This is a genomic window from Lactobacillus iners DSM 13335, from assembly GCF_000160875.1.
GTDB lineage: Bacteria > Bacillota > Bacilli > Lactobacillales > Lactobacillaceae > Lactobacillus > Lactobacillus iners.
This window is the reverse complement of sequence record NZ_GG700811.1, coordinates 91,670-116,087: the sequence shown is the minus strand read 5'-3', so window position 1 is coordinate 116,087 and position 24,418 is coordinate 91,670. Positions and strand designations below refer to the sequence as shown.

Below are 24,418 nucleotides of genomic sequence, written 5' to 3'. Positions count from 1 at the left end.
CGGTTGTTATCTATGTTGCACGTACCCCACCTTTTTTAGGTTACAATACATCATTTTGGCTTCATTTGTTTAACTTTTGAACTACAATATAAGTAGTAGGAGATGCAAAATTATGGCTAAAACTGCAAACATTAACGTTCGTATTGAACCTGAAGTTAAACAACAAGCGGAAGATCTTTTTAGTAGCTTTGGTATCTCTGTAACAGATGCCATCAATATTTTCTTGCATACGTCTATTATGGAAGGTGGTTTCCCTTTCACGATCAGGCAACCAAGATTTAATGCTGAAACGATAGCTGCAATGCAAGAAGCATGTGACATCATGTCCGGTAAGATTCAAGCCAAATCCTATAAAACTACAAATGAGCTTCTTCAAGCACTCAATGCAGAGGATTAGGTTATATGCTTCAACTTAAAACGACATCCAAGTTTCGTAAGGACTATAAACGCATCAAAAAGCGAGGTCTTGATATCTATTTGCTTAAAGAAGTTCTTGACAAACTATGTGCGGGGAGCCACGCTGACCTATTTAACATGTAAATGACCATCTCACTTGAGCTGGCCATTTTTGTTATGTTAAAAATCTCCACGCTTAGCGTAAATAGTTGAATGACAGAGTTTACAAGCAAATAAGATTAATATTCCAAGGCTTCGTATTTATAATTTTTGCTGATTTTAGATAAGAATGAATACTATTTAGAGTTATTATCTTACGGCTAAAATTTTATTGAATTTCTTTTTCTTCTATTTCTTTTAATGTAGTTCCACCTTTAGTTTCAATTATTCCAGAATTCTGCCATTGCCTTCTCCTAAAAAAACAGAGAGGTTTTATCCTCTCTGTTAACTTTAATGCTCCACCTTTAATGGTAGTGGGACACCTCATTTATTTTCTGAAACTATAACAGATATTTTTAGAAATGTCAAATCGGTAAATTGATGTGACCCAAAAAGGTAGGATCTTTTGTATGCGGTTGTTATTATTTTAAGTAATCCAGAGGCATCTTTTCTAATGTCTTCTTGGCTTCTTTCCATGTAGGATAATATTTGCCAACAAGAGCGTGAAACTTATGCGTATGATTTGCTTCCAGCAAATGAACCATTTCATGCACCAAGACATATTCAAGACATTCAATTGGCTTTTTGGCAAGCTGCAGATTGATCCATATGCGTTTTTTATCAATGTTGCACGTACCCCACCTTGTTCTCATGTTCTTGATGCGATACTCATTGGCACTAAGATTCATGCGTTTTTCGACGATTGGAATCAAACTTTGCATGACTCTTTTTAACTCGCTACGATACCACTCATTGAATACTTTTTCTTTGTTCTCAGTACTTGCTCCTTTAGGAACTGAAAATAATATCTTATTCGGCATTTTTTCAATACTGTATTTTTTAGTGCCAACTGCCACATCAAGGCGATATGGCTTGCCCCATAAATAATGGCTCTCGCCTGAAATAAATTCTCGTTTGGTTTGTATTAACTGTGAACGCATTCTTGCTCGGACTGCATTGATTTCAGGTAGTTTTTTCAGTACAAATAAGCTGATATCATCATCAGGATAATGCAGCGGTGCACTTATCGTAACATTTCCTTTTGGCGGATTTATCCTAATATAGAGATTTTTTAGAGTTGATTTTTTAGTTATCTTCACCTCAATACCACCAATCACCGCCGTTCTACTGATCATATTCCTGTTGCCTTTCCATAATGTTAAAGATGTCTTCTACTTCTTTATAAATCTTATCTTCGTCATACCCATATTGCAAGAAATTGTTGTATATAGCAAGTTTTATTTTCTATTGCTTTTGCAACGTATAATTCCAAGTAATCATAAAGAGACTGTTTCGCTTGCTCGTATTTCATCAGGATAATTGCTTTTTCAGGGTGCAATATATCATTTTGACTTCATTTGTTTCACTTTTGAAGTACCATATAAGTAGTAGGAGGTGCAAAATTATGGCTAAAACTGCAAACATTAACATTCGTATTGAACCTGAAGTTAAACAACAAGCTGAATATCTTTTTGGTAGCTTTGGTATCTCTGTAACAGATGCCATCAATATTTTCTTGCATACATCTATTATGGAAGGTGGTTTCCCTTTCCAGATCAGGAAACCAAGATTTAATGCTGAAACATTAGCAATGCAAGAAGCACGTGACATCATGTCCGGTAAGATTCAAGCAAAATCCTATAAAACTACAGATGAGCTCATTAAAGCACTCAATGCAGAGGATTAGGTTATATGCTTCCACTTAAAACGACATCCAAGTTTCGTAAGGACTACAAACGCATCAAAAAGCGAGGTCTTGATATCTATTTGCTTAAAGAAGTTCTTAACAAACTCTGTGCGGGAAGCCACGCTTAGCGTGCATCGTTGAATGACAGAGTTTACAAACAAATAAGATTACTATTTCAAGGCTTCGTATTTATAATATTTGCTGATTTTAGATAAGAATTAATAATATTTAAGATTATCATCTTAAGACCAAAATTTTATTGAATTTTATTTTCTTCTAGTGCTTTTAATGTAGTTCCACCTTTAGTTTTCCAATCAGTTTTTCCATTTCTACTCATCCCAAGTACAAACATTGCGGCATATGATGGACTATTGAATAAATAGTTTTTTGTTATTTTTCCATCGATTATTTCATTGTTAGCCTTACACTTATCTCGCATTTCTTTTATACTCTTTGGTAAGCTTTTTGAGTCTATGAGCTCTATCATACTATCTTTTAATACAACAAATCCTTCACTTGTTCTTTGGCATTTGGCATTTATCTTTTTTTCTGATTTTTTTGTTTTAGTACTTAGATATAGTATTTCGTTATCATCTGTTTTATCTTCTTTTTTCCATTCTTTGTTTACTATAGGAACGAAAATCTTGTATCCTAAGACTCCAAGAACCATTTTAGAATACTCTATAAAATCTTCTAACTCCGATTCTTTTTCTTCTGTTACATTTCCAGGGTTTGGATCATTTTCATTTCTTACTTGATACCTATCTATTTCAATTGCCATATTGGTAAATTTATTCTCTAAATATGAAATTTCTGTAGGGCCAAATGAATTGTTTTGAGTAGTTAACATAACTGCATCTGAAAAATAAATTTCATCTTTGAGGTGTTCTGTTACTCTAAATAAAACTCCCTCACCATTTTTTCGTATCCCTGCTTGGCCAATATATACTTCATTATCTCCGTCATCATTCTTGCCAAATAAAAAATATACTCCACTTTGCTTTAAATCTTGCCTATCCTTACATTTTTCAAGATATGATCTTGGAACTTTATATGCTAAACCTGTCCAATTCGATAAGGTACATTTTATTCTGCCTGTAACTTCTCCATCCATTAAAAAAAGGTTGAAATTTTTACTATTTTTCATAGTTACACCCCAAAAATTAAATAGTTAATCACATTATACCAGCTGTAAATTATTTCTGAACATAATAAAAACCTCGAAATCCTTGTTCGAATTTCGGGGTCTTGTTTAATTATTTACATCAGCTTCATGATATTTGTTAAAGATGAAGTAGTTAATACCAATAATAATAATTATGCCTATGATGTAAAAAAATACTAACGTAGATTGATTACTCTCATTATATAATAACGATTTAAAGTACTCTATGATGCGGCTAAACACTAATAACATAATTATATAAATGATTACACTAATAAATTTGCGGATATTTTGCAAAACGATAGGTAAAAAGTCCATACATATTTTGGTTAGTAATAAACAAGTGATAAGCATGCAATATAACATAAATGAGCTTAATAACAAAATAGAGATAGTAGTAAGTACAATAGACATTGTATTTACTGATAATTTAAATGAGCCAATTAACACTTTTGAGAAGTTAAAACTAATAAAATGTACTATTAATATACCAATTATTGATTCTATTGCTATTAATAATAGTCCATTTAAAAAGTCAGATGCTGTATTAGCTAGATATAAATAACCATCTTTCATAGGCAACAACCTGTAAGTTTGTTTTTTAAGGAATTTACTTGCAGTCACTGAACAATTTACTAAAAATCCTAAGTTCATAAAGAAAGATGTTAAGATAAAAACAATAATTAAATAGTCAATCTTATGAGTTGCAGTTAATGCAATAACAACTGTACATATGATATTCAATAAAAGGCAATATAAAACGGTTTTAGCTTTCTGCTTAAATAGGTAAAAGAATAATTTGTTAAACATAATAATCAGCTCCTATATTAATAAAATTTTAGATAAAATTCTTCAATGGATTCACCATTTGATCTGATTTTTTCTGCAGTTTCATCAGCGACAATCGTTTTATCCTTAATTAGGACAATTCTGTCTATAATTTGATGTACTTCTTCTATATTATGATCAGAAAGGAAAACTGTTGCATCTTGTGGCAACCATTTGATAATAGATTGTAGTATTTTTTTTCGAGACATTAGATCAATGCCAGAAAAAGGTTCATCTAATAAGTATATTTTGACTGTTCGTGCAATGGATAACGCTACTATAAAGCCTTCTTTTTTACCTTTAGATAATTCTCCTAACCTTTTAGACATATCTATGTCCAAGAGCGAAATTATGTTGTCAAACTTTTCGAGTTCGAAATCTTTATAAAACTTAGCATAAAAATCTTTGATTTCTTTTAATTTGGTGTATAAATTAAAAGCATCTAATTTATCATTAAAAGATATATTTTCCTTGATTTTATCAATTGAAGTTTCTCCGGCTACTGCTATGCTGCCAGTGTACCCTTTTCCTAGACCTGCAATCAGTCGGAAAAGCGTTGTCTTACCTGCACCATTTTCTCCCAATAAACCAATTATTTCGGGTTTATTTACTGTAAGGTTGATATTTTTGATTAGAATCTTGTTGTTTTTTTTATAATTCAAATTACTGATTTTCAGTATCTCACTCATTTTTTGGACCTTCTTTCAAAACAAAAGTCTGTAATTTATCTATCGTATCTTGATTTGATAAACCTATTTTCTTAGTTTTTGACAAAAAATCAGAGAACATTTTTGAGATAATTTCGTCTTTTAAAACTAAAATCAAATTAACGTCATCAGTTACAAATGAACCTAAGCCACGTTTAGAATAAATAATTCCCTTATCTTGCATATTAGATAATACATGTTGTGCAGTATTGATATTAACTGTAAAATCTAGTGCAAGTTGTCTCACCGATGGCATCTTTTCACCTGGCTGTAGCTTTCCTAAAACTATATCATAATAAAGCTGTTGCTCTATTTGATAATAAATTGGTAGATTATCTTCAAATTTTATATTAAATATACCACGCTCCTATTATTACCTTGTACTATATTGATAGTATAGTACAATACTATCTATTGTCAATATCATTTTTTGTTTCACATATAAATATATTTGTTACGTCTATCAGAAAAAAATGTACAATCGTTGATATAAAAGTAAAAAGCACGCATCATATGTAATTTGATTACCTTAGTGCAAAACTATATTTATAATATTTTTAATTTTAAAAAAATAGAAGTATTGTTATATCAGTACTTCTATTCATTCAAAATTTAAATTTAATATTTTTTGTTTGCCTAAAATCGGTAAAAAAGTTTCACTAAATTAATTTTTGGTATTTTTTTAAATGTAATTCATTTATTTTTCTTAAGACATCCACAGCCAACCACATTGATTCCAGAACAGTATATTCATATCTACCATGCATATTTTCTTCTCCTGCGAATAAGTTAGGACAAGGTAATCCCATATACGTTAATTGTGAACCATCTGTACCACCTCTAACAGGATCTTCATTGATAGTTAATCCTAATGCTTTATAGGCATTTCTTGCTAAATCTACGACTTCCATATTCTTCTTTAATTCATCAGCCATATTATAATATTGGTCTGCCATCTTAAGGACTACACGTTTTTGGTCAAATTGGTCATTAATTTTGTTGACAATATTTTGTACCAATTCCTTACGTTTTTCCAAATTATCACGCTTAAAATCACGAATGATATACTCTAAATGTGCATGATCAACTGTTCCTTCAAACTTTAATAAGTGATAAAATCCTTCTTCACCTGCTGTTTTTTCCGGCACTTCATTTTGTGGCAACTGATTTTGAAAATCAATTGCTAGTTTAATAGCATTGATCATCTTATCTTTTGCTTGAGCAGGATGAACATCAATTCCTTGGATATCAAGTGAAAATTGAGCAGCTGAGAAAGTACCCCAATCTAATTTGCCAGGTCCCTCACCATCTACCGTATAAGCAAATTTAGCACCAAAATCTTCTACATCAAAATGACTAGCTCCTGTTCCAATCTCTTCATCAGGAGTGAATGCAAGTTTTATTTCACCATGTTTTTCTTCAGGATGATTTACTAAATACTCTGCAAAAGTTAATAATTCTGAGACGCCACATTTATCATCGCCGCCTAAAAGTGTATCACCTGACGTTGAAATAATTGTCTGCCCTTTATATTTTTTTAAATGAGGAAAAATTGCAGGATCTAAATAAAAATCAGTATCACCTAATTTAATTTTAGATACACCATCATATTTATGAGTTATTTGCGGATTAATATTATTTGATTCAAAATCGGCAGTGTCACAGTGTGCCAGTAATCCAAAGGTAGGTACATCATAATCTACATTGCTATCAATTGTTGCGATTACACAACCACTCTTTTGATTGTAATAACATTGTAGCCCCAATTCTTTCAAATCATTTAAAATAATCTTTTGAAACTTTTCTTCAATTTCAGTAGATGGAAAACGTTGACTATTTTCGTCTGAACGTGAATTAATTTTCACATATTTTAAGAATCTTGGTAATAACGTTGGATATTCCATAATATAAACCCCCACTTTTTTAAAATAAGTCCTGAAAAGGATTAGTATTAGTTTTTGAAACCATAATAGAAATAGAACTATCTGCATTTGCTAACCAAGTTTTTAATTGCTCAGCTATTTTATATTTAAATAGTTCTTCAGTATAATGACCTGGATCTACTACGGTTAATCCTGATGAAATAATATCATGACCAACATGATAATAAATATCGCTTGTAATAAAGGCATCTACACCTTCAATTAAGGCTTGTCTCCAATATTTACCACCATCTCCACAAATGAAAGCCACACTATTAATTAGCTTTTCATTATTAGCTGTAATTAATCTCACCATTTTGATATTCATTTTTTGCTTTACATAATAGGCAAATTTGTAGGCAGTCATCGGCTCAGGCAATTTACCTTTTCTCCCGATAGCAATCGAATCGTCATCCAAGCAAAAAGGCTGAATGTCGTGTAATTCTAATTGATCTGCTTGCCACTCACTAGAGCCATGCAGAGCCTTATCTGAATTTGTATGAATCGAATATACAGTTATGCCATTTGCAATTAGCTTAGCGTACATCGCATTTTGAGGATTAGCAAAATCCAAATTTTTTGCAGGGAAAAACATTAATGGATGATGACTGATTATTAAATCCACTTTGTTTTTGACAGCTTCATCTACTACTTCAGGTCTAACATCAAGAGTAGTCATTATTTTACTAACAGTATTATTAATTGAGCCTAATTGTAGTCCTACAGGATCATTTTTACTAGCAATATCTTCAGGAAAAGCTTTATTTAATATAGTAATAATATCTTTAACTTTCATCATCTTTAATCATTTCCTCAATCATCATAATTAACTTTGTAACTTGCTTAACTTTTAAATCATCAATAACTTTAGCTTTTTTCAAATTATGTAATAATTTTTGTTGGAATAATAATTGATTTGACCATTTTTTATAAAAAATCTTGTTTTTATTTTGCATCAAAACTGGACCAAAATTAATCTCAATTTCTGTCAATGGAACTGCTGTAGTACTCTTTACAGCTTTTATAATTTCATAAATATGGCCAGCCGTTTCAATTATTTTTTCTGCTAAAATCCGATAATTATTATTCATCAACCATAAACGGACATTTGCTTCCCCTACATTGGGTTCTAAAATCAATGTCGGATATTGCGTTGGCGAAGCATTTAGTAGGTTAACCATTAAGGTGCCACCCATCCCTGCCATTACAATTGTATCAATCTTGTCTTCAGGATGTATCGTTAATAAACCAGAACCTAATCTAGTCTCGATTTGATTAACTAAACCTGCAGCTAAGATATCTTTTTTGGCATTATTTAGCGGACCTTGTGCAATATCGCTTGCTATAGCAAAAGATATTTTGGCATCTTTTACTAATTCTATTGGTAAATATGCATGATCGGTACCAATATCGGCTATTCTTGCCTGATCATCAACTAATGAAGCTATCTGTTTTAATCGTTCTTCCATTACTAACTCCTGAATGTAAAATACCAAAAAAGAGCTTACATAAAAGTAAGTTCTTTTTGTTTAATCTAAAAAGTCTTTTAACTGATTAGATCTACTTGGATGACGCAATTTTCGTAATGCTTTAGCCTCAATTTGACGAATACGTTCCCGAGTAACACCAAATACACGTCCCACTTCTTCTAACGTCCGTGTACGACCATCATTTAATCCAAAGCGCAATCTTAAAACATTTTCTTCCCGATCAGTCAAAGTGTCCAGAACTTCCTCTAGTTGTTCCTTTAATAATTCATAAGAAGCATGTTGTTCTGGTGAAGTTGCATCTTTATCTTCAATGAAATCACCTAAGTGAGAATCATCTTCTTCACCAATTGGAGTTTCCAAAGATACTGGTTCTTGGGCTATCTTTAGTATTTCCCTAACCTTATCTGTAGACATATCCATTTCCGCACCAATTTCTTCTGGTGTAGGTTCTCTACCTAAGTCTTGTAATAACTGTCTTTGAATTCTGATCAATTTATTAATAGTTTCAACCATATGGACTGGAATTCTAATGGTTCTAGCTTGATCAGCAATTGCACGAGTTATTGCCTGTCTTATCCACCATGTAGCATATGTTGAAAATTTAAACCCTAAACGATAATCGAATTTATCTACTGCCTTCATTAAACCCATATTACCTTCTTGGATTAAATCTAGAAATGACATGCCACGTCCTACATAACGTTTTGCAATAGAAACAACTAATCTAAGATTTGCTTCAGCTAATTCCTGCTTAGCCTCATCATCATTGTTCTCGATTCTTTTAGCTAAATCGATTTCTTGATCAGCATTAAGTAATGGAACACGACCAATTTCTTTTAGATACATCCTCACGGGATCATTCATGCGGACGCTAGAAGGTGCAGTCATGTCGTTTAATTCGGCTTTTTCAACATCTTTTTGCTTTTTCAAAGATAAATTAGAAGGGTTACCATCATTATCAACAATAGAGATACCATTATCTTCAAATTCTTGAACTAATTGATCAATGGCTTTTCCTTCCAGTTGATATGGCTTAACCATTCTTGCTACGAAATCATCCTCTTTTATTTCTTTGCTAGTTTTAACTTCTTTTATAATATTCTTAACTACCTGGCTAAGGGTAGTGGTGGAAGCCTTTGAAGCTTGTAAATTCTGATTTCCATTATTGGTAGTATTGTTTTCTGCCATGATAAGCCTCCTCAAATAATCTTTCTTTTCAATTCTATAATCTTTTGTGTCAATTGAATTATTAATTGACTATCATTCTTCTGCTGTGCGACCTTGATTTGATCATATAGTCGTTGCATTTCCAAGATAGTTTTTTGTTTAATTAATGACGCAATTTGGTCATCAATTTCTCCTTCTGAAAAAGTATAAGGCATATCAGTTAATTCCATATTAACAATTATACTCTGTAAGTCTTTAGGAATAAAATCTGCAAAACCGGAAATATTAGGATTCGGATTTTTTTCTAAATAACTTAACCATAAATCAGCTAATTGCTGATAACTTTCATTAGGAAAAATAAATTTTTTTGTCAACAAATAAAGCCTAGCATTATCATTATGTATAAATAAAAACAATAATCGCTTTTGCTCAGTAAAACTAACTGAAGAACTATGAACATTATCTAATTGTTTAGGTGTAACTTCATCAGTTGGATAAAGGGCTTGTATTTGTTTTTGATGATTGATTGCAGTTCGGATTTTTCTTTGTTCACGTAATAGGCGAGCTTTCAATGACTCTACAGATACTTGTAACTTTTGTGCCAATTTTTGGATATAAATATCAATTTCTATAGGGTCATCATTTTTAGCGATTAAAGCGATGCTTTCATTAATAAAATCAAGTTTATCCCTATCATTAAACAAATTATACTTTTTGGACATCCTTTGTAACAAAAATTCCGTTGAAGTAATTGCTGCTTTAACTTCATTAACATATTTTTCAGGACCATATTTTTTTACATATTCATCTGGATCTAAATGTTCTGGTAAAGATACGATGCCAAGATTTATATTAGGGTAGTTAAATAATTTAATCGCACGTTCCATAGCATGTTGACCTGGATCATCACCATCATAATTAATTATTATATTCGGTGTTACTCGTCGCAACATATAAACTTGTTGTGAAGTTAAACTAGTTCCCATTGAGGCGACACCAGTTTTGATTCCACACTTATATGCTGCTATTACGTCCATATATCCTTCATATAAAATCAAATGATTTTCAGCATTTACCGCATGCTTGGCTTCTGAAAAGTGATAAAGCAATTTAGACTTGGTAAATAATGGAGTTTCTGGACTATTCACATACTTGGCGATTTGACTATCATTTGAAATTCTTCTACCTGAAAAAGCAATCGGATCACCTAATTCATCACACAATGGAAACATCAATCTGTCACGAAAGCGATCCAATAATTTCCCTTTTTCATTCTTTATAAATAATCCGCTTTGTTCCAATAGATCCTGAGAATAATTTTTTTGTTTCAAAAAAATATACAAAATGTTATCTGCTTTTGGTGCATACCCTATCTTAAAATGAGAGATTATCTCACTAGTTAATTCCCTCTCTTGAACATATTTTAATGCAACTTCACCTAATTTAGTTGTTAACAAAATATGTTGGTAAAATTCTGTTGCATCAGAATAAATTTGTTTAATAGGATTTTTTTTATAGATCGCATCATTATTATATTCACCAGGAATTGTAATATGTGCAATCTTGGCAACAGATATTACACTTTCGGGAAAAGATATATTCTCTTTATCCATCAAAAATTTAAATACGTTACCGCCCTTGCCACATCCAAAGCACTTAAAGAATTGCTTAGATTCACTGACGGTGAATGAAGGTGTTTTTTCTTGATGAAAAGGGCACAATCCAACGTAATCCTTACCTTTTTTGGTTAAAGAAACATATTGACTAATTATATCAACGATATTGACAGCACTACGTACTTCATCAATTAAATTACTAGGTATATGCCCTGCCATAATTAACCTTCTTTATAACTATTTAATAACTAATTTAGATAAATCACCAAATTCCAAAGCTAGCTTATCAATAAGTTTTAATTGCGATAAACGATTTATTTTGACAGCTTCATTCTTGTCTAAGATCATATTGCTGTCAAAATACTCATCAATCACAGGTTGTAGCTGCACAAATTCACTATATAAAGTTTTGACATCTAATGATTTATCTAACAACAAATTAATTTTATCGTACAATGCTTTTTCGCTATTGTTTTCAAATAAATCGGGATTAATTTGCTCGGCTTCTGAAAAATCAGCTTTCTTCAAGATATTTGCAATTCTTGTTAAACTTTCTACTACTTTCTTAAATTTGCTATCATCGTGGTTTTCCTGCAAAATATCGGCAATCGACAAAATATTTGCAACATTTTGTTGATTAGATGCTAAAACTGTATCGATAACATCATATGAATATTTTTTAACTTGTAATAATTGTTTAACACGATTAATGATAAAGTCTGAGATTTCAGCTTGCGTTGCTTCATCATTAGGCAATTTTGCAACTGTCTTTCCTTTTAATAAAGCAATGATATCCTTCAAAGCATCTTCAATAGAAATATTCCATGATTGATTAATTAAAATTCGAACAATACCATACGCACTTCTTCTTAAGGCATACGGATCATTTGAAGAATTTGGTATCATGCCAGCACCGAAAAAGGCAATGATAGTATCTAACTTATCAGCTATAGAAAGTAATGAACCAATCTTGGTAGTTGGTAAATCACCATCAGCACTTGAAGGTAAATAGCTTTCTTTAATAGCTTGTGATACAGCTTTTCTTTCTCCTGCTAACTCTGCATAATGAGTTCCCATAATACCTTGCAACTCAGCAAATTCACCAACCATATTAGTAACTAAGTCAAATTTATAGATATCTGCTGCACGATCAAAATCAGCTAGCTCACTGGAGGATAGATTTATTTTTTTACCTATATATTCACCAATCAGCTTAACACGAAGCATTTTTTCAGCCATTGAACCTATTTTATCATGGAATGAAACGCTTGATAATTTTTCTACAAAGTGTGACAACGGATATTTCTTATCTTCGTCATAGAAAAATTGAGCATCATCTAATCTAGCTACTAAAACTTTTTCATTACCAGCAATAACATTATCTAAATAATCACTATTTCCATTTCTGATGGCAATAAAATGATTAATTAAAGTGCCCTCATGATCATAAACTTCAAAATATCTTTGATTATCCTTCATAGATGTAATTAATACTTCTTTGGGAATATTTAAATATTTTTCATTAAATGAACCCGAAAAAATAGTTGGATATTCAACTAAATTGGTAACTTCTTCTAATAAGCCACTGTCAATTTTAACTTGCCAATTATTCTTTTCGCATAACGAATTGATTTGCGATAAAATCATATTTTTACGTTGATTAGCATCCGCAATCACAAATTGACTTTTCAGAGCTGATTCATAATCATCACTAGTTGCTAAAACGAGACTTTCACCCAAAAAGCGATGTCCATATGTTTTACGACCTGCTACTATATCAAGAATTTTTACTGGAATTATTTCACTACCAAATAATGATACTATCCAGTGAATTGGACGAATAAATTCTAAATCATAGTTTCCCCAACGCATTTTTGTAGGAAAAGCTAATTCTTTTACTATTTGATCCATACCTAGTAAAATTTCGGTAGCTTTTTTGCCCTCTTTTTTAACATGAATATATGCATACTCGACATCTTTTATTTTTTGAAAATAGATATCATCTACAGACATATTTTGGCCTCTAACAAAGCCTTCAGCTGCCTTGGACCAATTACCATCTTTATCTAATGCAATTTTTTTAGAAGGGCCTTTTTTGATTTCATCAATATCAGCTTGTTTTTCTGCTAATTCTTGAACTAAAATTGTTAATCTTCTAGGAGTAGAAAATGTTTTGATATTTTTAAAGGATAAGCCATTGTCCTTTAAAAAATTTCCTGTACGATCTGCTAATTGCTTAACACTTTTAGCAACAACATGTGCAGGCATTTCTTCGGTACCAATTTCGAATAAGTAATCTTTAGTCATATTAATCTTCCTTCTTACTTTCTTCTTGATGTTTTAAAAGAGGAAAACCACGCTTTTCTCTTTCTTCCACAAAACCTTTAGCTGCCATATGTGCTAAAGTTCGAATTCTTGCTAAGTACCCTGCACGCTCTGTTACTGAAACAGCTCCCCTAGCATCCAATAAGTTGAATGTATGACTACATTTGAGAATATAATCATAAGCTGGATGTATCAAATGTTGGTTTAATAACTCCTTAGCTGTAGCTTCAAATGTGTCAAAGAATTTTAATAACTCAGCCTGATTGCTGGCTTCAAAAGCATATTTAGAATGTTCATATTCAGGTTGTTTAAAAATATCACGATATATAACACCATCAGCCCATTCCAAATCAAAAACAGAATTTACATCTTGAATATATGATGCTAATCTTTCAACACCATATGTTATTTCACTCATGGTAGGTTTTACGTCTAATTCACCTACAACTTGGAAATATGTAAATTGCGATACTTCCATGCCATCTAACCAAACTTCCCAACCAACACCAGCACATCCCATAGAAGGATTAGCCCAGTTATCTTCAACAAATCTAATATCATGCTCTAAAGGTTCAATACCTAAAATACGCAAACTATCCAAATAATATTGCTGAATTTCTTTAGGAGATGGCTTAATAACAACCTGAAATTGATGGTGTTGATATAAACGATTAGGATTATTACCATATCTTCCATCAGCAGGCCTTCTTGAAGGTTCTACATAACAAGCTGCCCATGGCTCAGGGCCAACGGCTCTTAAAAATGTATAAGGGCTCATAGTTCCAGCACCTTTTTGCTCATCATAAGAAGGCATTATCATACAGCCCTTAGAAGCCCAGAACTGTTCCAGCTTAAAAATCATATTTTGAACATTCAATTTTTCTTCCATAACATTATCTCCTCAAACATAGGCTATAAAAAAAGCCTATGCAAAAAAAATTGCATAGGGACGATAGATCTCGCGGTTCCACCCTAATTCAGGACAAAAAAATTCCTGCACTTAATTAATGGCTTTGAAGGGCCTTTTCCTAAATGTGCTCACACCAAACCACATTCGCTTAATTAGTACTTTTCTATTCCTTCACTTGCCAATACATGCTATATTTTAACACTAATATCATTAAAAAAATAGATATAATCCACTCAAAGAACTTCTTTTAAATACTTTTTGGTCTTTAAGTGTAAATCTAAATATTGTCCATAAAGAATATCTATAAATTTTCTACTCTGCTGCTTCAAGTTATCACTAATATTTATTTGACCAAGCTGCTGAATATCAATCAAGGCTAATGTCCTAATAAGACCCATGGTTTTAGCATCTAAACACATCCTCGTGTTTGCACTCCCAAAATGATTCTTACAAACAATGCCACCCAACTGTAAAGAAAAATCGAATATACCTTGGCTAGCATCACAAAAAACACAATGCCTAAACTCTGGCATTGTACCAAAGGCAGATAGCAATTTCAATTCTACCATTTGACATATAATTTCATTATCTATACCTTCATTTATCTTCATTAGTGCATTAAAAACTAAATAATAATTTTTTCCTAATGGTTGATAATCCGCATAGGCATGATCCACTAAATCCAACAAATAATTTGCATAAGCATTTCCTTTAAAATCGAAATAGATATGTTCTAATTGATGGACAACTTTGTAATTTCTCAAAACACTTAAGCCGCAATAATTTGTATTAATTAAATAATTTCCGTAAGAAAAATTAATTGTGGCAGGTAAAAGACGTGACTTTGGTTTTAATCCGCCTTTTATCAATAAAGTAAAGATGCCATTCTCCGCTGTCATAATTTTGGATAAAACATCAAAGTCTTTATATTTTTTTTGTTTAAAAACTAAACCTGAAACTTCAATCAGTTCTTTACTCACAAATTATAGATCCTTTACATTATAACCAATTTTCTTTAAAAATACTGGATCAGATCGCCAATTTTTATGCACTTTAATCCAAAGATGTAAATTAACTTTATCACCTAATAATTTTTCAATCTCTACTCTACTATGCATACCAATATTTTTGAGCATTTGTCCATTTTTACCAATAATAATGCCCTTTTGCCCTTCTTTTTCAACAAAAATGGTAGCAAATATTTGTAGCTTTCCCTTATCAAAATCAGACATCTTATCTACTAATACTGCCGCAGAATGAGGTACCTCTGCATGGGTTAGTTGTAAAATCTGCTCCCTAATTAGTTCAGCTACTATAAAATATTCTGGCTTATCTGTTAATTGCTCACTATCATAATAATGAGGACCCTGTGGTAAATATTTAACTAATGTTTTAATTAAATCATCGATATTATTACCTTGACGAGCTGATATTGGAATTATTTCCGCAAACTTAACTAATTTATTATAAGAATCGATTATAGGTAATAATTTATCAGGGTGAACAGTATCTATTTTATTAATTATTAAGAATACGGGGCAAGCTACATTCTTTAATAGATCAATAATAAACATATCTCCCTTACCTGCTGGTTCAGGATCAACCATAAATAATACAGCTTCGACATCATTCAATGCAGAATAAGATGATTTATCCATAAAATCATCCAAATTATTCTTCGGCTTATGGATACCAGGAGTATCTATAAAAATTATTTGCTCATTATCATTAGTATAAATTCCTGAGATCTTATTACGAGTTGTTTGTGGTTGATTAGACATAATGGCAACTTTCTCACCAACCAAATAATTCAACAATGTAGATTTTCCTACATTTGGACGTCCAACTAAAGCTACGAAACCTGACTTATATTCTTTATTTTGCATATCATTTTCCCTTAATTAGTGTATTTGTTTACCATGTGTTTCCTGATCAGGATGTAATGGCAGACCATATTCTTCAAGCACTTTACTTTGAATCCCAAACATCACTTCAGCTTCATCATCTTTAATATGATCATAACCATTTAAATGTAAATAGCCATGAACTAAAGTATAACCAAATTCTCTATAAAATCCCGTCTCATATTCTGTAGCATGCTTCTCAACAACTTCTGGGCAAATAAATAAATCACCAATATCCTCAACGAAGTCTGGTGTTTCTATAAATTGTGCAAACAAGTCATTATCTGTTCCATCTTCAATGGCAAATGAAATTACATCAGTTGGTCTATCTTTACCACGATAATTTTTATTTATCTCATGAATTTTGTTAATATCAACAAAATTTATACTCATTTCTTGCCGATTAGTTTTTTTGATATTCTTTTTGGCACTTAAAATCAATTCCTCGATCCAAGTTTTCCAATTTTTTCGAGTATCACTTAAGAAATCAACTTCATCATTAAAAGATATATCTATCTCGGTCATCGATTTTCCTCTTCTTCATATGCTTTTACAATTTTAGCAACAACAGGGTGTCTTACCACATCATTAAAACTAAATTTAATAAATTTAACTTGATCAACATTAGCTAAAATCTTTTCAGATTCTAAAAGTCCACTCCTAGCACGACCAGGTAGATCAATTTGCGTCTGATCACCGTTAACAACCATCTTAGAATTAAATCCTAATCTAGTTAAAAACATCTTCATTTGTGCATGTGTTGTATTCTGTGCTTCATCCAAAATTACAAAAGCATCATCTAATGTTCTACCTCGCATATATGCTAATGGAGCAACTTCAATTAATCCACGATCCATTAAGCGACTAGTTGTTTCAACGCCTAGAATCGTAAAAAGCGAATCATAAATAGGGCGTAAATATGGATCTACCTTTTCTTTTAAATCTCCTGGCAAAAATCCTAATGATTCACCTGCCTCTACAGCAGGACGAGTAACAATGATACGAGATACTTCACCTTTTTTAAAAGCAGATATAGCCATGACAACCGCTAAAAACGTCTTGCCTGTTCCTGCAGGTCCCATTCCAAAAACTACATCGTATTGTCTAATAGCATCAATATAGCGTTTTTGCCCCATATTTTTGACTCTGATTGGTCGTTTTTTAGAATCTCTTATTAATACCTGATTATATAGCTCTCCAAAATATTCTAAAGTACCTTTTTCAGCCATTTTACTAGCACTAATTACATCAGTAGCTGAAATCATAATACCATCTGTAATAACTTTATCTAGAGCATTTAATACTGCTACTGCACTAGCAACTGTAGATTCATCACCTGATAATTGAATTGTATTGCCATTTTCAACGATACTAATATCATAAGTTTCTTCAAGCAATTTAAGATTTGCATCATTAATTCCTACCAAATTAACAATATTTTTTGGATCGCTAGGAGTAAAGGTAACTACATTGTTAGATATCACCACAAAATTTCCTCATATTCTAACTTAATTTCTTCTTTAAAATTTCAGAAGCTAATTTACCATCGGCTTTACCCTTTATTTTAGGCATCAATACTTTCATTACTTTACCAAAGTCTTGTTTACCAGACGCACCAACTTCTGAAATAGTTTCTATAATTACCTGTTCTAATTCAGTTTCACTTAATTGTTTTGGCATATATTTTGCAATAATAGCTAATTCGTGTTCAGTTTGTTCAACTAAATCTTCTCTACCTCCTTTTTTGAATTCTTCTAAAGATTCTTTGCGCATTTTAATAGCACTAGCCAAAACCGTTAATTCATCTTCTGGAGTTAATTCATGTCCTTGCTTAATCTTGTAATACATAACAGCTGCTTTTAAAGATCTAATAGTAGTAAGTGTCTCCTTATCTTGTGCTTTCATAGCAGCTTTCATATCTTTCATTAAACTTTCAATTAAAGTCATCTTTATATCTCCTAACTTTATATATTCTAATCACATTGTAAACTTTTTAGATAAAAAAAGCTCTGAATAGAAAAAATTCCTACCAGAGCAATCATATTAATAATGTCTACGCTTACGAGCAGCTTCGGACTTCAATTTTCTACGAACACTAGGTTTCTCGTAAAATTCACGTTTACGGTATTCTTGTAAAGTACCACTTCTAGAAACGGAACGTTTGAAACGACGAAGAGCATCATCAATAGACTCGTTTTCATGAACGATAGTCTTTGCCATAGTGAGATCCCTCCTTCCATTTCTTAGCACACACTGTGCCTAACAATATAGTATATATTATATCTAAGACACTTATGGTGGTCAATAGAAATAATTATTTTTTATCATTTTTTGGCCTTTTTATGTAAGCCTTAACATTATTGTAAATAAAGATTTTTTCTTATGGTTTTTCTATGCTAAAATTAACTTGAGGTGAAAATTATGTGCAATAAAGATAAAGTCGAAGTCAATTTAATTATCATTTCTGATGCAGTTGGAGATACAGCGTTTAATATGGTACAAGCTGGTGCTGTTCAATATCCTAATGCAACTTTTAATTATCGTCGCTATCCTTTTATAACTGATACTAAAAAATTAGAAAATGTTCTCAATGAAATAGTGCAATATAAAAATGTTCTGATTGCGTTCACTCTTCTGAATGAAGAAATGCAATTAATGATAATTAAATTTGCTCGTGAACATAATATGAAACATGTTGACTTATTATCAGGCATTATTGATAAGATACATGAAATAACTAAGGAAGACCCTAAACATGTTATTGGTGCTGTACACCATATGGGACAACGTTATTTCGATCGTATTTCTGCAATGGAATTTGCTGTAATGTATGATGATGGTAAAGATCCTAAAGGTTTCTTGGAAGCTGATGTTGTTTTGCTTGGTGTTTCAAGAACTTCTAAAACACCACTTTCCCTATTCTTGGCAAATAGAAATATCAAAGTTGCTAACTTGCCACTTGTACCACAAACACATATTCCAGATGAAATTTATAAAGTTGATCCTAAAAAAATTATTGGTTTAACTAACGATCCAGAAGTTTTAAATGAAATCAGACGTCAAAGAATGATTTCATATGGTTTAAATCCAGATACTACTTATTCTAATATGGATTCTATTAATGCAGAACTTAATTCAGCTAAACAATTATATGATAAGTTGGGATGTTATGTTATTAATGTTGCACATAGATCTATAGAAGAAACAGCTGCATTAATCATGTCGCATTTGGGAATTGACAATTTTTCAAAATAGTTAATATCTATATAACAAAAACGGTATATTCAATGAATACACCGTTTTTATTTACACTGGTTTTTGCTCAATAAATCTACCATAAATCTTAGATACTTCACTCATGCTCATAAATGCATATGGATCGTTTTTGGAAACAATATTATAAATATCATACATATCATACCTATCAATGATTGTTATTAACACTGTCTTTTCATTATGACTATATGCACCTTCTGCATCATGTAGAATTGTAATTCCCCTATGCATTTTTTCCTGAATCTGTTCAACAATCTCTGTTGGATGCTCAGTTACAATAATTACCTGCATTTTTTGATGTTGTGTATAGACTGCATCAATGACACGACCATTGATAAAAATATTTAAAGCAGTGTATAAAGCACGTGTCCAACCAAAAACAAATCCAGCACATATTACAATAATTAAATTGAAAAAGATATTTATTTGGCCAAAACTTTTTCCAGTCTTTCTTCTCAAAATTATGCCTAAAACATCAATACCACCTGTAGATATGCCAGATTTTAATGCAATACCTGTACCAACACCATTAACTACACCACCAAAAATAGCACAAATGATAGGATCATAACTAAGCTTTATTGGTGCAATTAATTTCATCATAATTGATGCCAAAATAACTGCAATGATAGTAAATAAAGTAAATTTTTTCCCTATTTTCAACCAACCTAAAATAAATAGTGGAATATTTAATACAAAATACATAGACGATGTAGTTAGTGTAAATGGCAGATACCGACTAGACAGAGATTCCAATACTTGCGAAAATCCAGTAACTCCTGATGCGTATATTTTACCGGGATGCCAAAAGAAATTTAAGGCTACTGCTACAGCCAATGCATAAAAAAATGCTGCAGATAGTTTGGAAATAAAATTGTGTCTTCTCGATAAGCGCTCGAAATGATCCATATCAAAATAACCCCTTTTTTGTTTTTAATACTAGTTTAAAGATATTACGCTATAATAACAAGTTTTAACTAAAAAAGAATTTGATGACATAAAAAATAAGTACTCAACATGAGTACTTATTTTTCTAATCCTTAGGATTATCCTTGATTAATTTTTCAAATTGTTCAATATATTTTTTAACAAAATTGAATGTAGCTTCATTGTTAAATTTGCCTGATTCATCTAAAAGCTCAGGAGAATGTCCTAAAAATACTTCTGGCTGTTGTACTGTAGGCATCGTAAAATATGAAAGAGCTAAACGTAAATTTTTATTTGCACTATAACCTCCCATAGCACCTACAGAATGACTAATTACAGCTACAGGTGTATTGGTCCACGCAACATCGCCTTTAGGTTTTGATGCAACATCTACTGCATTCTTTAAGCAGGCTGGTATAGTTCTATTATTTTCAGAAGTAACAAATAATACTCCAGCAGCATCTTTAATCTTTTTTCTAAATTGTACATATGACTCAGGTAATGGCTTATTTATATTATTTATATCATCATAATCTGCATCATACAAAGGTAAGTCACGAATTTCAACAATTTCTGCATAAAATTCATCGCTAAACATATCAATAGCATTTTTAGCAATTTTTCGAGCATAAGATTGTTCACGCAAACTACCAACTAACACAACAACATCTTTTTTCATTAAATATTAACCATCCTTCTCTTCTAATACTTTTACTTTGAATGATTTAATTAAAAAATGCAAATGATTTGCTTGATAATTTACCAAGTACGATTTTTGTCGGCTAAATCATTAGCTTCTTTCTTCAATCTTGCTTCAATTTCAGCATTAGCTTCAACATGCTCTGACATAACATTTATTCCTAAATCAGCTAATTGCTTATCAGCAACTGGTGCAGGCGAATGCATCATTGGTTCAGAGGCAGAAGCATTCTTTGGAAAGGCAATAACATCACGAATATTATCTTTTTCTGCTAATAACATGGCAAACCGATCCAAACCTATAGCAAGACCAGCATGTGGTGGAAATCCCATATCTAATGCTTCTAGTAAAAATCCAAATTGTTCATATGCACGTTCTTTAGTAAATCCTAGAGCCTTAAACATCTTTTCTTGAATTTCTCGTTTATGTATACGAATCGAACCTCCACCTAATTCGTAACCATTTAATACAATATCATATGAACGAGCATGTGCCTTATGTGGTTCGGTCTCTAACAATTCAATTCCTTTATCATCAGGCATAGTAAATGGATGGTGTGCAGCAATCCATCTTTGATCACCCTCATCATATTCAAAAAGTGGCCAATCTACAACCCAAGCAAATTTAAACTCATGTTGAGGTATGATGCCTGTTTCTTTTGCAAATGTTCTACGTAAATAATCTAGAGAATCTGTAACTACTTTCCAAATGTCTGCTATGATAGTGATCAATTCTCCACCAGTCAGTTCAAATTCAGATATCAAATCACGTTTTTGATTTTCAGTTAAAAATCTTACGATAGGTCCAGTGAATTCTCCATTTTCATATTTAACCCATGCTATACCTTTAGCGTGGTATCGTTTAATATATTCTTGCTTTTCTTCTATTTTCTTGCGTGAATATGCCTCAGCTCCACCTTTTACAGCAATTCCTTTTATGACACCGCCATTTGATAATGTATCAGCAAATACTTTAAATTCACTATCTTTAAATATGTCACTTAAATCATGTAAATGCATATCGTAACGAATATCTGGCTTATCAGAACCATATTTATTCATGGCTTCATCCCAAGTAATACGTTTAATTGGAGTGACTATATCAATCCCCATTACATCTTTCATTACTTTTTTAAGTAATCCCTCAGTATATGTTTGAACACCTTTTTCATCCAAAAATGATGTTTCTAAGTCTACTTGCGTAAATTCTGGTTGTCGATCACCACGTAAATCTTCATCACGATAGCAACGAGCAATTTGATAATATTTATCAAAGCCTGCACCCATTAATAACTGCTTAAATAATTGTGGTGACTGTGGTAAAGCATAGAAACTGCCAGGATAAACACGAGAGGGCACTAAATAGTCCCTAGCACCTTCAGGTGTTGATTTACCTAATGTAGGAGTTTCAATATAAACAAATCCCTCTTGATCAAAGTAATCATGAATTGCGTGCAAAATTTTTGAACGTAATATAATTGAATGTTGTAAAGATGGACGACGCAAATCTAAATAACGATACTTCAAACGAGTTTGTTCAGCAGCTGTTACATCATCTTTAATTTCAAATGGTGGATTCTTAGATTCATTCAAAACAACTATGTTAGTAGCATTAATTTCTACTTCACCAGTTTTGATTTCCTTATTAACATTCGATCTTTTAACTACTTTACCTTGTACTTCGACTACATATTCATTGCCCAACTTTTGAGCAACATCCATTAAAGCATCACCAGAATCTTGATTAACAACAACCTGAACAATACCTTCTCGATCACGCAAATCAATAAAAATTAATTTACCTAATTTTCTAACACGTTGTACCCATCCATAGATAGTCACATTTTGATTTTCATACTTGCTGGTAATATTACCACAATAATCCGTTCTCATTTCCATAATTATCTCTCCAATTTTTGCAAAAGATCATTCACATTTGCAATCTCATCCATGTTAAATGCATAACTCTTACCATCACTAAGACGTTTAATATTTAATGTATTCTCCTCAATTTCTTGAACGCCTAAGGTAATAACATACTTAGCTTTAGCTTTGTCTGCTTTTTTAAATTGAGCTTTTAACTTCTTTTGTTCAACATCATATTGAACCTTGAGACCTTGCTTTCTCAATTCTCTAGCTATTTCAACAGTTTTAGTAATTGTTTCTTCACCAATATTGGTAATATAAAAATCAATATTGCTATCAGTTAATAGCTCAGGATTTTGAGCCTTTAATACAAGCATTAACCTTTCTTCACCAATACCAAAACCAACTGCTGGTGTTTTAGGTCCATCAAATTCCTCAACTAAATGGTTATATCTACCACCACCCAAAATGGTAGTCTTAGACTGCCATAATGAAGTGTCTTCAACCATAAACTCAAAAATGACACCTGTATAATAATCTAATCCACGCACCAAATCATCATCCAACACATAATCAATTTTTAGTTCAGATAATGTCCTAATGATAAATTCAAAATTTTTCTTAGATTCATCATCCAAGTAATCTCTAATTCGCGGTGCATTACTTACAAATTCTATATCTTCTTCATCTTTAGAATCTAATATTCTCAATGGATTAGTTTTTAATCTACGCTGTGAATCATCAGATAACTTATCTTTAATAGGAGTAAAATAATCTACTAAGGCTTGACGATAAGCCGTTCTGACAGCTTCATTACCTAAAGAGTTAATATGTAACTCATACTTTTTTATACCTAAAGTAGAAAGCAAATCATGTGCTAAAACTATCGTTTCAACATCTGCTAAGGCATTATCAGAGCCAAAACTTTCTACACCAATCTGATGAAATTCACGTTGCCTACCTGCCTGTGGTCGTTCGTATCTAAACATTGAAGCAATATAAAAAACATTATATGGTTTAGGATATTCAGGTCCGTAAAGTTTATTTTCAACATACGCTCTTACTACACCTGCTGTACCTTCAGGTCGTAAAGCAATATGTCTATCACCTTTATCCATAAAATCATACATTTCTTTTTCTACTACATCAGATGATTCCCCACTGGAACGTGAAAATATCTCATAATTTTCAAACATAGGTGTTCTTATTTCTTGATAATTAGCTTTTCTAAAAAAATTTTTAGCTATATTTTCTACTTTATCCCATTGATATGATGTATCAGGTAGAATATCAACTGTTCCTTTTGGTTTTTGAACTCGCATTATTACCTCCAAACTAAAAAGCACCCCTTACAAGACAAGGGTGCTTTCATGC

At 31.7% G+C, this 24,418-nt stretch carries 25 protein-coding genes; 3 read left to right on the top strand and 22 right to left on the bottom strand.

The genetic code is table 11. The annotated features are described in order from the left end of the window. The first annotated feature begins 112 nt into the window (after window positions 1–112). Window positions 113–397 (top strand): type II toxin-antitoxin system RelB/DinJ family antitoxin, encoded by a 285-nt coding sequence (locus HMPREF0520_RS05565; protein ID WP_006729928.1) that lies wholly within the window; start codon window positions 113–115, stop codon window positions 395–397. A 580-nt stretch (window positions 398–977) separates the two neighbouring features. Here HMPREF0520_RS05565 and HMPREF0520_RS05560 read toward each other — a convergent pair. Continuing rightward, window positions 978–1,691 carry a M48 family metallopeptidase gene (locus HMPREF0520_RS05560; RefSeq protein WP_006729926.1) on the bottom strand — a complete coding sequence of 238 codons (714 nt, stop codon included), beginning with the start codon at window positions 1,689–1,691 and terminating at the stop codon, window positions 978–980. Between the two features lie 269 nt (window positions 1,692–1,960). Here HMPREF0520_RS05560 and HMPREF0520_RS05555 point away from each other — a divergent pair, with 269 nt between their 5' ends. Continuing rightward, complete coding sequence (locus tag HMPREF0520_RS05555; RefSeq protein WP_006729924.1) at window positions 1,961–2,242, top strand: type II toxin-antitoxin system RelB/DinJ family antitoxin; 282 nt, start codon at window positions 1,961–1,963, stop codon at window positions 2,240–2,242. 256 nt (window positions 2,243–2,498) lie between these two features. On the opposite strand, the gene HMPREF0520_RS05550 is transcribed toward HMPREF0520_RS05555, so the two are convergent. The 17 genes from HMPREF0520_RS05550 to rpsU form a co-directional block, all read right to left on the bottom strand. Beyond that, entirely contained in the window at window positions 2,499–3,389 is an 891-nt protein-coding gene (locus tag HMPREF0520_RS05550; RefSeq protein WP_006729923.1) for a GIY-YIG nuclease family protein, read from the bottom strand. Window positions 3,390–3,494: 105 nt separating this feature from the next. Continuing rightward, window positions 3,495–4,217: a hypothetical protein gene (locus HMPREF0520_RS05545; protein WP_006729922.1), complete on the bottom strand. Its 723-nt coding sequence runs from the start codon at window positions 4,215–4,217 to the stop codon at window positions 3,495–3,497. 17 nt (window positions 4,218–4,234) lie between these two features. Next, the gene (locus tag HMPREF0520_RS05540; protein WP_006729921.1) at window positions 4,235–4,924 is read right to left on the bottom strand and encodes an ATP-binding cassette domain-containing protein; all 690 of its coding nucleotides are present in this window, start codon (window positions 4,922–4,924) and stop codon (window positions 4,235–4,237) included. Then, complete coding sequence (locus HMPREF0520_RS05535; RefSeq protein ID WP_006731653.1) at window positions 4,917–5,291, bottom strand: GntR family transcriptional regulator; 375 nt, start codon at window positions 5,289–5,291, stop codon at window positions 4,917–4,919. The genes HMPREF0520_RS05540 and HMPREF0520_RS05535 overlap by 8 nt, the downstream gene beginning before the upstream one ends. Window positions 5,292–5,601: 310 nt before the next feature. After that, window positions 5,602–6,846, bottom strand: coding sequence for a peptidase T (pepT, locus tag HMPREF0520_RS05530; protein ID WP_010222577.1), 1,245 nt, complete (start codon window positions 6,844–6,846; stop codon window positions 5,602–5,604). A gap of 19 nt (window positions 6,847–6,865) precedes the next feature. Beyond that, window positions 6,866–7,663 (bottom strand): Nif3-like dinuclear metal center hexameric protein, encoded by a 798-nt coding sequence (locus HMPREF0520_RS05525; protein WP_006729918.1) that lies wholly within the window; start codon window positions 7,661–7,663, stop codon window positions 6,866–6,868. Next, a complete protein-coding gene (locus tag HMPREF0520_RS05520) occupies window positions 7,650–8,333 on the bottom strand; it encodes a tRNA (adenine(22)-N(1))-methyltransferase (protein WP_006729917.1) in 684 nt (227 codons plus the stop codon). The genes HMPREF0520_RS05525 and HMPREF0520_RS05520 overlap by 14 nt, the downstream gene beginning before the upstream one ends. Before the next feature lie 60 nt (window positions 8,334–8,393). Next, window positions 8,394–9,542: an RNA polymerase sigma factor RpoD gene (gene rpoD, locus HMPREF0520_RS05515; protein WP_006729916.1), complete on the bottom strand. Its 1,149-nt coding sequence runs from the start codon at window positions 9,540–9,542 to the stop codon at window positions 8,394–8,396. An 11-nt stretch (window positions 9,543–9,553) separates the two neighbouring features. Then, window positions 9,554–11,356: a DNA primase gene (dnaG, locus tag HMPREF0520_RS05510; protein WP_006729915.1), complete on the bottom strand. Its 1,803-nt coding sequence runs from the start codon at window positions 11,354–11,356 to the stop codon at window positions 9,554–9,556. Window positions 11,357–11,374: 18 nt separating this feature from the next. Then, window positions 11,375–13,444, bottom strand: a complete 2,070-nt coding sequence (gene glyS / locus HMPREF0520_RS05505) for a glycine--tRNA ligase subunit beta (RefSeq protein WP_006729914.1) — start codon at window positions 13,442–13,444, stop codon at window positions 11,375–11,377. A gap of 1 nt (window position 13,445) precedes the next feature. Next, on the bottom strand, window positions 13,446–14,351 hold the full coding sequence (glyQ, locus tag HMPREF0520_RS05500; RefSeq protein WP_006729913.1) for a glycine--tRNA ligase subunit alpha: 906 nt from the start codon (window positions 14,349–14,351) through the stop codon (window positions 13,446–13,448). Window positions 14,352–14,605: 254 nt separating this feature from the next. Beyond that, window positions 14,606–15,352 carry a DNA repair protein RecO gene (gene recO, locus HMPREF0520_RS05495; RefSeq protein ID WP_006729912.1) on the bottom strand — a complete coding sequence of 249 codons (747 nt, stop codon included), beginning with the start codon at window positions 15,350–15,352 and terminating at the stop codon, window positions 14,606–14,608. A 3-nt stretch (window positions 15,353–15,355) separates the two neighbouring features. Next, window positions 15,356–16,258: a GTPase Era gene (era, locus tag HMPREF0520_RS05490; protein ID WP_006729911.1), complete on the bottom strand. Its 903-nt coding sequence runs from the start codon at window positions 16,256–16,258 to the stop codon at window positions 15,356–15,358. 15 nt (window positions 16,259–16,273) lie between these two features. Then, the gene (gene ybeY, locus HMPREF0520_RS05485; RefSeq protein WP_006729910.1) at window positions 16,274–16,801 is read right to left on the bottom strand and encodes an rRNA maturation RNase YbeY; all 528 of its coding nucleotides are present in this window, start codon (window positions 16,799–16,801) and stop codon (window positions 16,274–16,276) included. After that, a complete protein-coding gene (locus HMPREF0520_RS05480) occupies window positions 16,798–17,760 on the bottom strand; it encodes a PhoH family protein (RefSeq protein ID WP_029327261.1) in 963 nt (320 codons plus the stop codon). Before HMPREF0520_RS05480 ends, ybeY begins: the two co-directional genes overlap by 4 nt. A gap of 19 nt (window positions 17,761–17,779) precedes the next feature. Beyond that, window positions 17,780–18,223, bottom strand: coding sequence for a GatB/YqeY domain-containing protein (locus HMPREF0520_RS05475; RefSeq protein WP_006729908.1), 444 nt, complete (start codon window positions 18,221–18,223; stop codon window positions 17,780–17,782). Between the two features lie 96 nt (window positions 18,224–18,319). Beyond that, a complete protein-coding gene (gene rpsU / locus HMPREF0520_RS05470; protein WP_002880182.1) occupies window positions 18,320–18,496 on the bottom strand; it encodes a 30S ribosomal protein S21 in 177 nt (58 codons plus the stop codon). A gap of 201 nt (window positions 18,497–18,697) precedes the next feature. Between rpsU and HMPREF0520_RS05465 the strand changes: the two genes are divergently transcribed. Further along, entirely contained in the window at window positions 18,698–19,531 is an 834-nt protein-coding gene (locus HMPREF0520_RS05465) for a pyruvate, water dikinase regulatory protein (protein WP_006729907.1), read from the top strand. A gap of 51 nt (window positions 19,532–19,582) precedes the next feature. Here the strand turns inward: HMPREF0520_RS05465 and HMPREF0520_RS05460 are convergent, their stop codons facing one another. The 4 genes from HMPREF0520_RS05460 to hisS form a co-directional block, all read right to left on the bottom strand. Next, window positions 19,583–20,461 (bottom strand): YitT family protein, encoded by an 879-nt coding sequence (locus tag HMPREF0520_RS05460; RefSeq protein ID WP_006729906.1) that lies wholly within the window; start codon window positions 20,459–20,461, stop codon window positions 19,583–19,585. A gap of 124 nt (window positions 20,462–20,585) precedes the next feature. Further along, window positions 20,586–21,158 carry an NADPH-dependent FMN reductase gene (locus tag HMPREF0520_RS05455; RefSeq protein WP_006729905.1) on the bottom strand — a complete coding sequence of 191 codons (573 nt, stop codon included), beginning with the start codon at window positions 21,156–21,158 and terminating at the stop codon, window positions 20,586–20,588. 80 nt (window positions 21,159–21,238) lie between these two features. Further along, on the bottom strand, window positions 21,239–23,077 hold the full coding sequence (gene aspS / locus HMPREF0520_RS05450) for an aspartate--tRNA ligase (protein ID WP_006729904.1): 1,839 nt from the start codon (window positions 23,075–23,077) through the stop codon (window positions 21,239–21,241). 2 nt (window positions 23,078–23,079) lie between these two features. Next, complete coding sequence (gene hisS / locus HMPREF0520_RS05445; RefSeq protein ID WP_006729903.1) at window positions 23,080–24,366, bottom strand: histidine--tRNA ligase; 1,287 nt, start codon at window positions 24,364–24,366, stop codon at window positions 23,080–23,082. Window positions 24,367–24,418: the final 52 nt, after the last annotated feature.

Excerpts from the sequence above, each read along its gene's own strand:
- HMPREF0520_RS05565 (WP_006729928.1), top strand. The coding sequence starts at position 113 with ATGGCTAAAACTGCAAACATTAACGTTCGTATTGAACCTGAAGTTAAA.
- HMPREF0520_RS05560 (WP_006729926.1), bottom strand. The coding sequence starts at position 1,691 with ATGATCAGTAGAACGGCGGTGATTGGTGGTATTGAGGTGAAGATAACT.
- HMPREF0520_RS05555 (WP_006729924.1), top strand. The coding sequence starts at position 1,961 with ATGGCTAAAACTGCAAACATTAACATTCGTATTGAACCTGAAGTTAAA.
- HMPREF0520_RS05550 (WP_006729923.1), bottom strand. The coding sequence starts at position 3,389 with ATGAAAAATAGTAAAAATTTCAACCTTTTTTTAATGGATGGAGAAGTT.
- HMPREF0520_RS05545 (WP_006729922.1), bottom strand. The coding sequence starts at position 4,217 with ATGTTTAACAAATTATTCTTTTACCTATTTAAGCAGAAAGCTAAAACC.
- HMPREF0520_RS05540 (WP_006729921.1), bottom strand. The coding sequence starts at position 4,924 with ATGAGTGAGATACTGAAAATCAGTAATTTGAATTATAAAAAAAACAAC.
- pepT (WP_010222577.1), bottom strand. The coding sequence starts at position 6,846 with ATGGAATATCCAACGTTATTACCAAGATTCTTAAAATATGTGAAAATT.
- HMPREF0520_RS05525 (WP_006729918.1), bottom strand. The coding sequence starts at position 7,663 with ATGATGAAAGTTAAAGATATTATTACTATATTAAATAAAGCTTTTCCT.
- HMPREF0520_RS05520 (WP_006729917.1), bottom strand. The coding sequence starts at position 8,333 with ATGGAAGAACGATTAAAACAGATAGCTTCATTAGTTGATGATCAGGCA.
- rpoD (WP_006729916.1), bottom strand. The coding sequence starts at position 9,542 with ATGGCAGAAAACAATACTACCAATAATGGAAATCAGAATTTACAAGCT.
- dnaG (WP_006729915.1), bottom strand. The coding sequence starts at position 11,356 with ATGGCAGGGCATATACCTAGTAATTTAATTGATGAAGTACGTAGTGCT.
- glyS (WP_006729914.1), bottom strand. The coding sequence starts at position 13,444 with ATGACTAAAGATTACTTATTCGAAATTGGTACCGAAGAAATGCCTGCA.
- glyQ (WP_006729913.1), bottom strand. The coding sequence starts at position 14,351 with ATGGAAGAAAAATTGAATGTTCAAAATATGATTTTTAAGCTGGAACAG.
- era (WP_006729911.1), bottom strand. The coding sequence starts at position 16,258 with ATGCAAAATAAAGAATATAAGTCAGGTTTCGTAGCTTTAGTTGGACGT.
- ybeY (WP_006729910.1), bottom strand. The coding sequence starts at position 16,801 with ATGACCGAGATAGATATATCTTTTAATGATGAAGTTGATTTCTTAAGT.
- HMPREF0520_RS05475 (WP_006729908.1), bottom strand. The coding sequence starts at position 18,223 with ATGACTTTAATTGAAAGTTTAATGAAAGATATGAAAGCTGCTATGAAA.
- rpsU (WP_002880182.1), bottom strand. The coding sequence starts at position 18,496 with ATGGCAAAGACTATCGTTCATGAAAACGAGTCTATTGATGATGCTCTT.
- HMPREF0520_RS05465 (WP_006729907.1), top strand. The coding sequence starts at position 18,698 with ATGTGCAATAAAGATAAAGTCGAAGTCAATTTAATTATCATTTCTGAT.
- HMPREF0520_RS05460 (WP_006729906.1), bottom strand. The coding sequence starts at position 20,461 with ATGGATCATTTCGAGCGCTTATCGAGAAGACACAATTTTATTTCCAAA.
- HMPREF0520_RS05455 (WP_006729905.1), bottom strand. The coding sequence starts at position 21,158 with ATGAAAAAAGATGTTGTTGTGTTAGTTGGTAGTTTGCGTGAACAATCT.
- aspS (WP_006729904.1), bottom strand. The coding sequence starts at position 23,077 with ATGGAAATGAGAACGGATTATTGTGGTAATATTACCAGCAAGTATGAA.
- hisS (WP_006729903.1), bottom strand. The coding sequence starts at position 24,366 with ATGCGAGTTCAAAAACCAAAAGGAACAGTTGATATTCTACCTGATACA.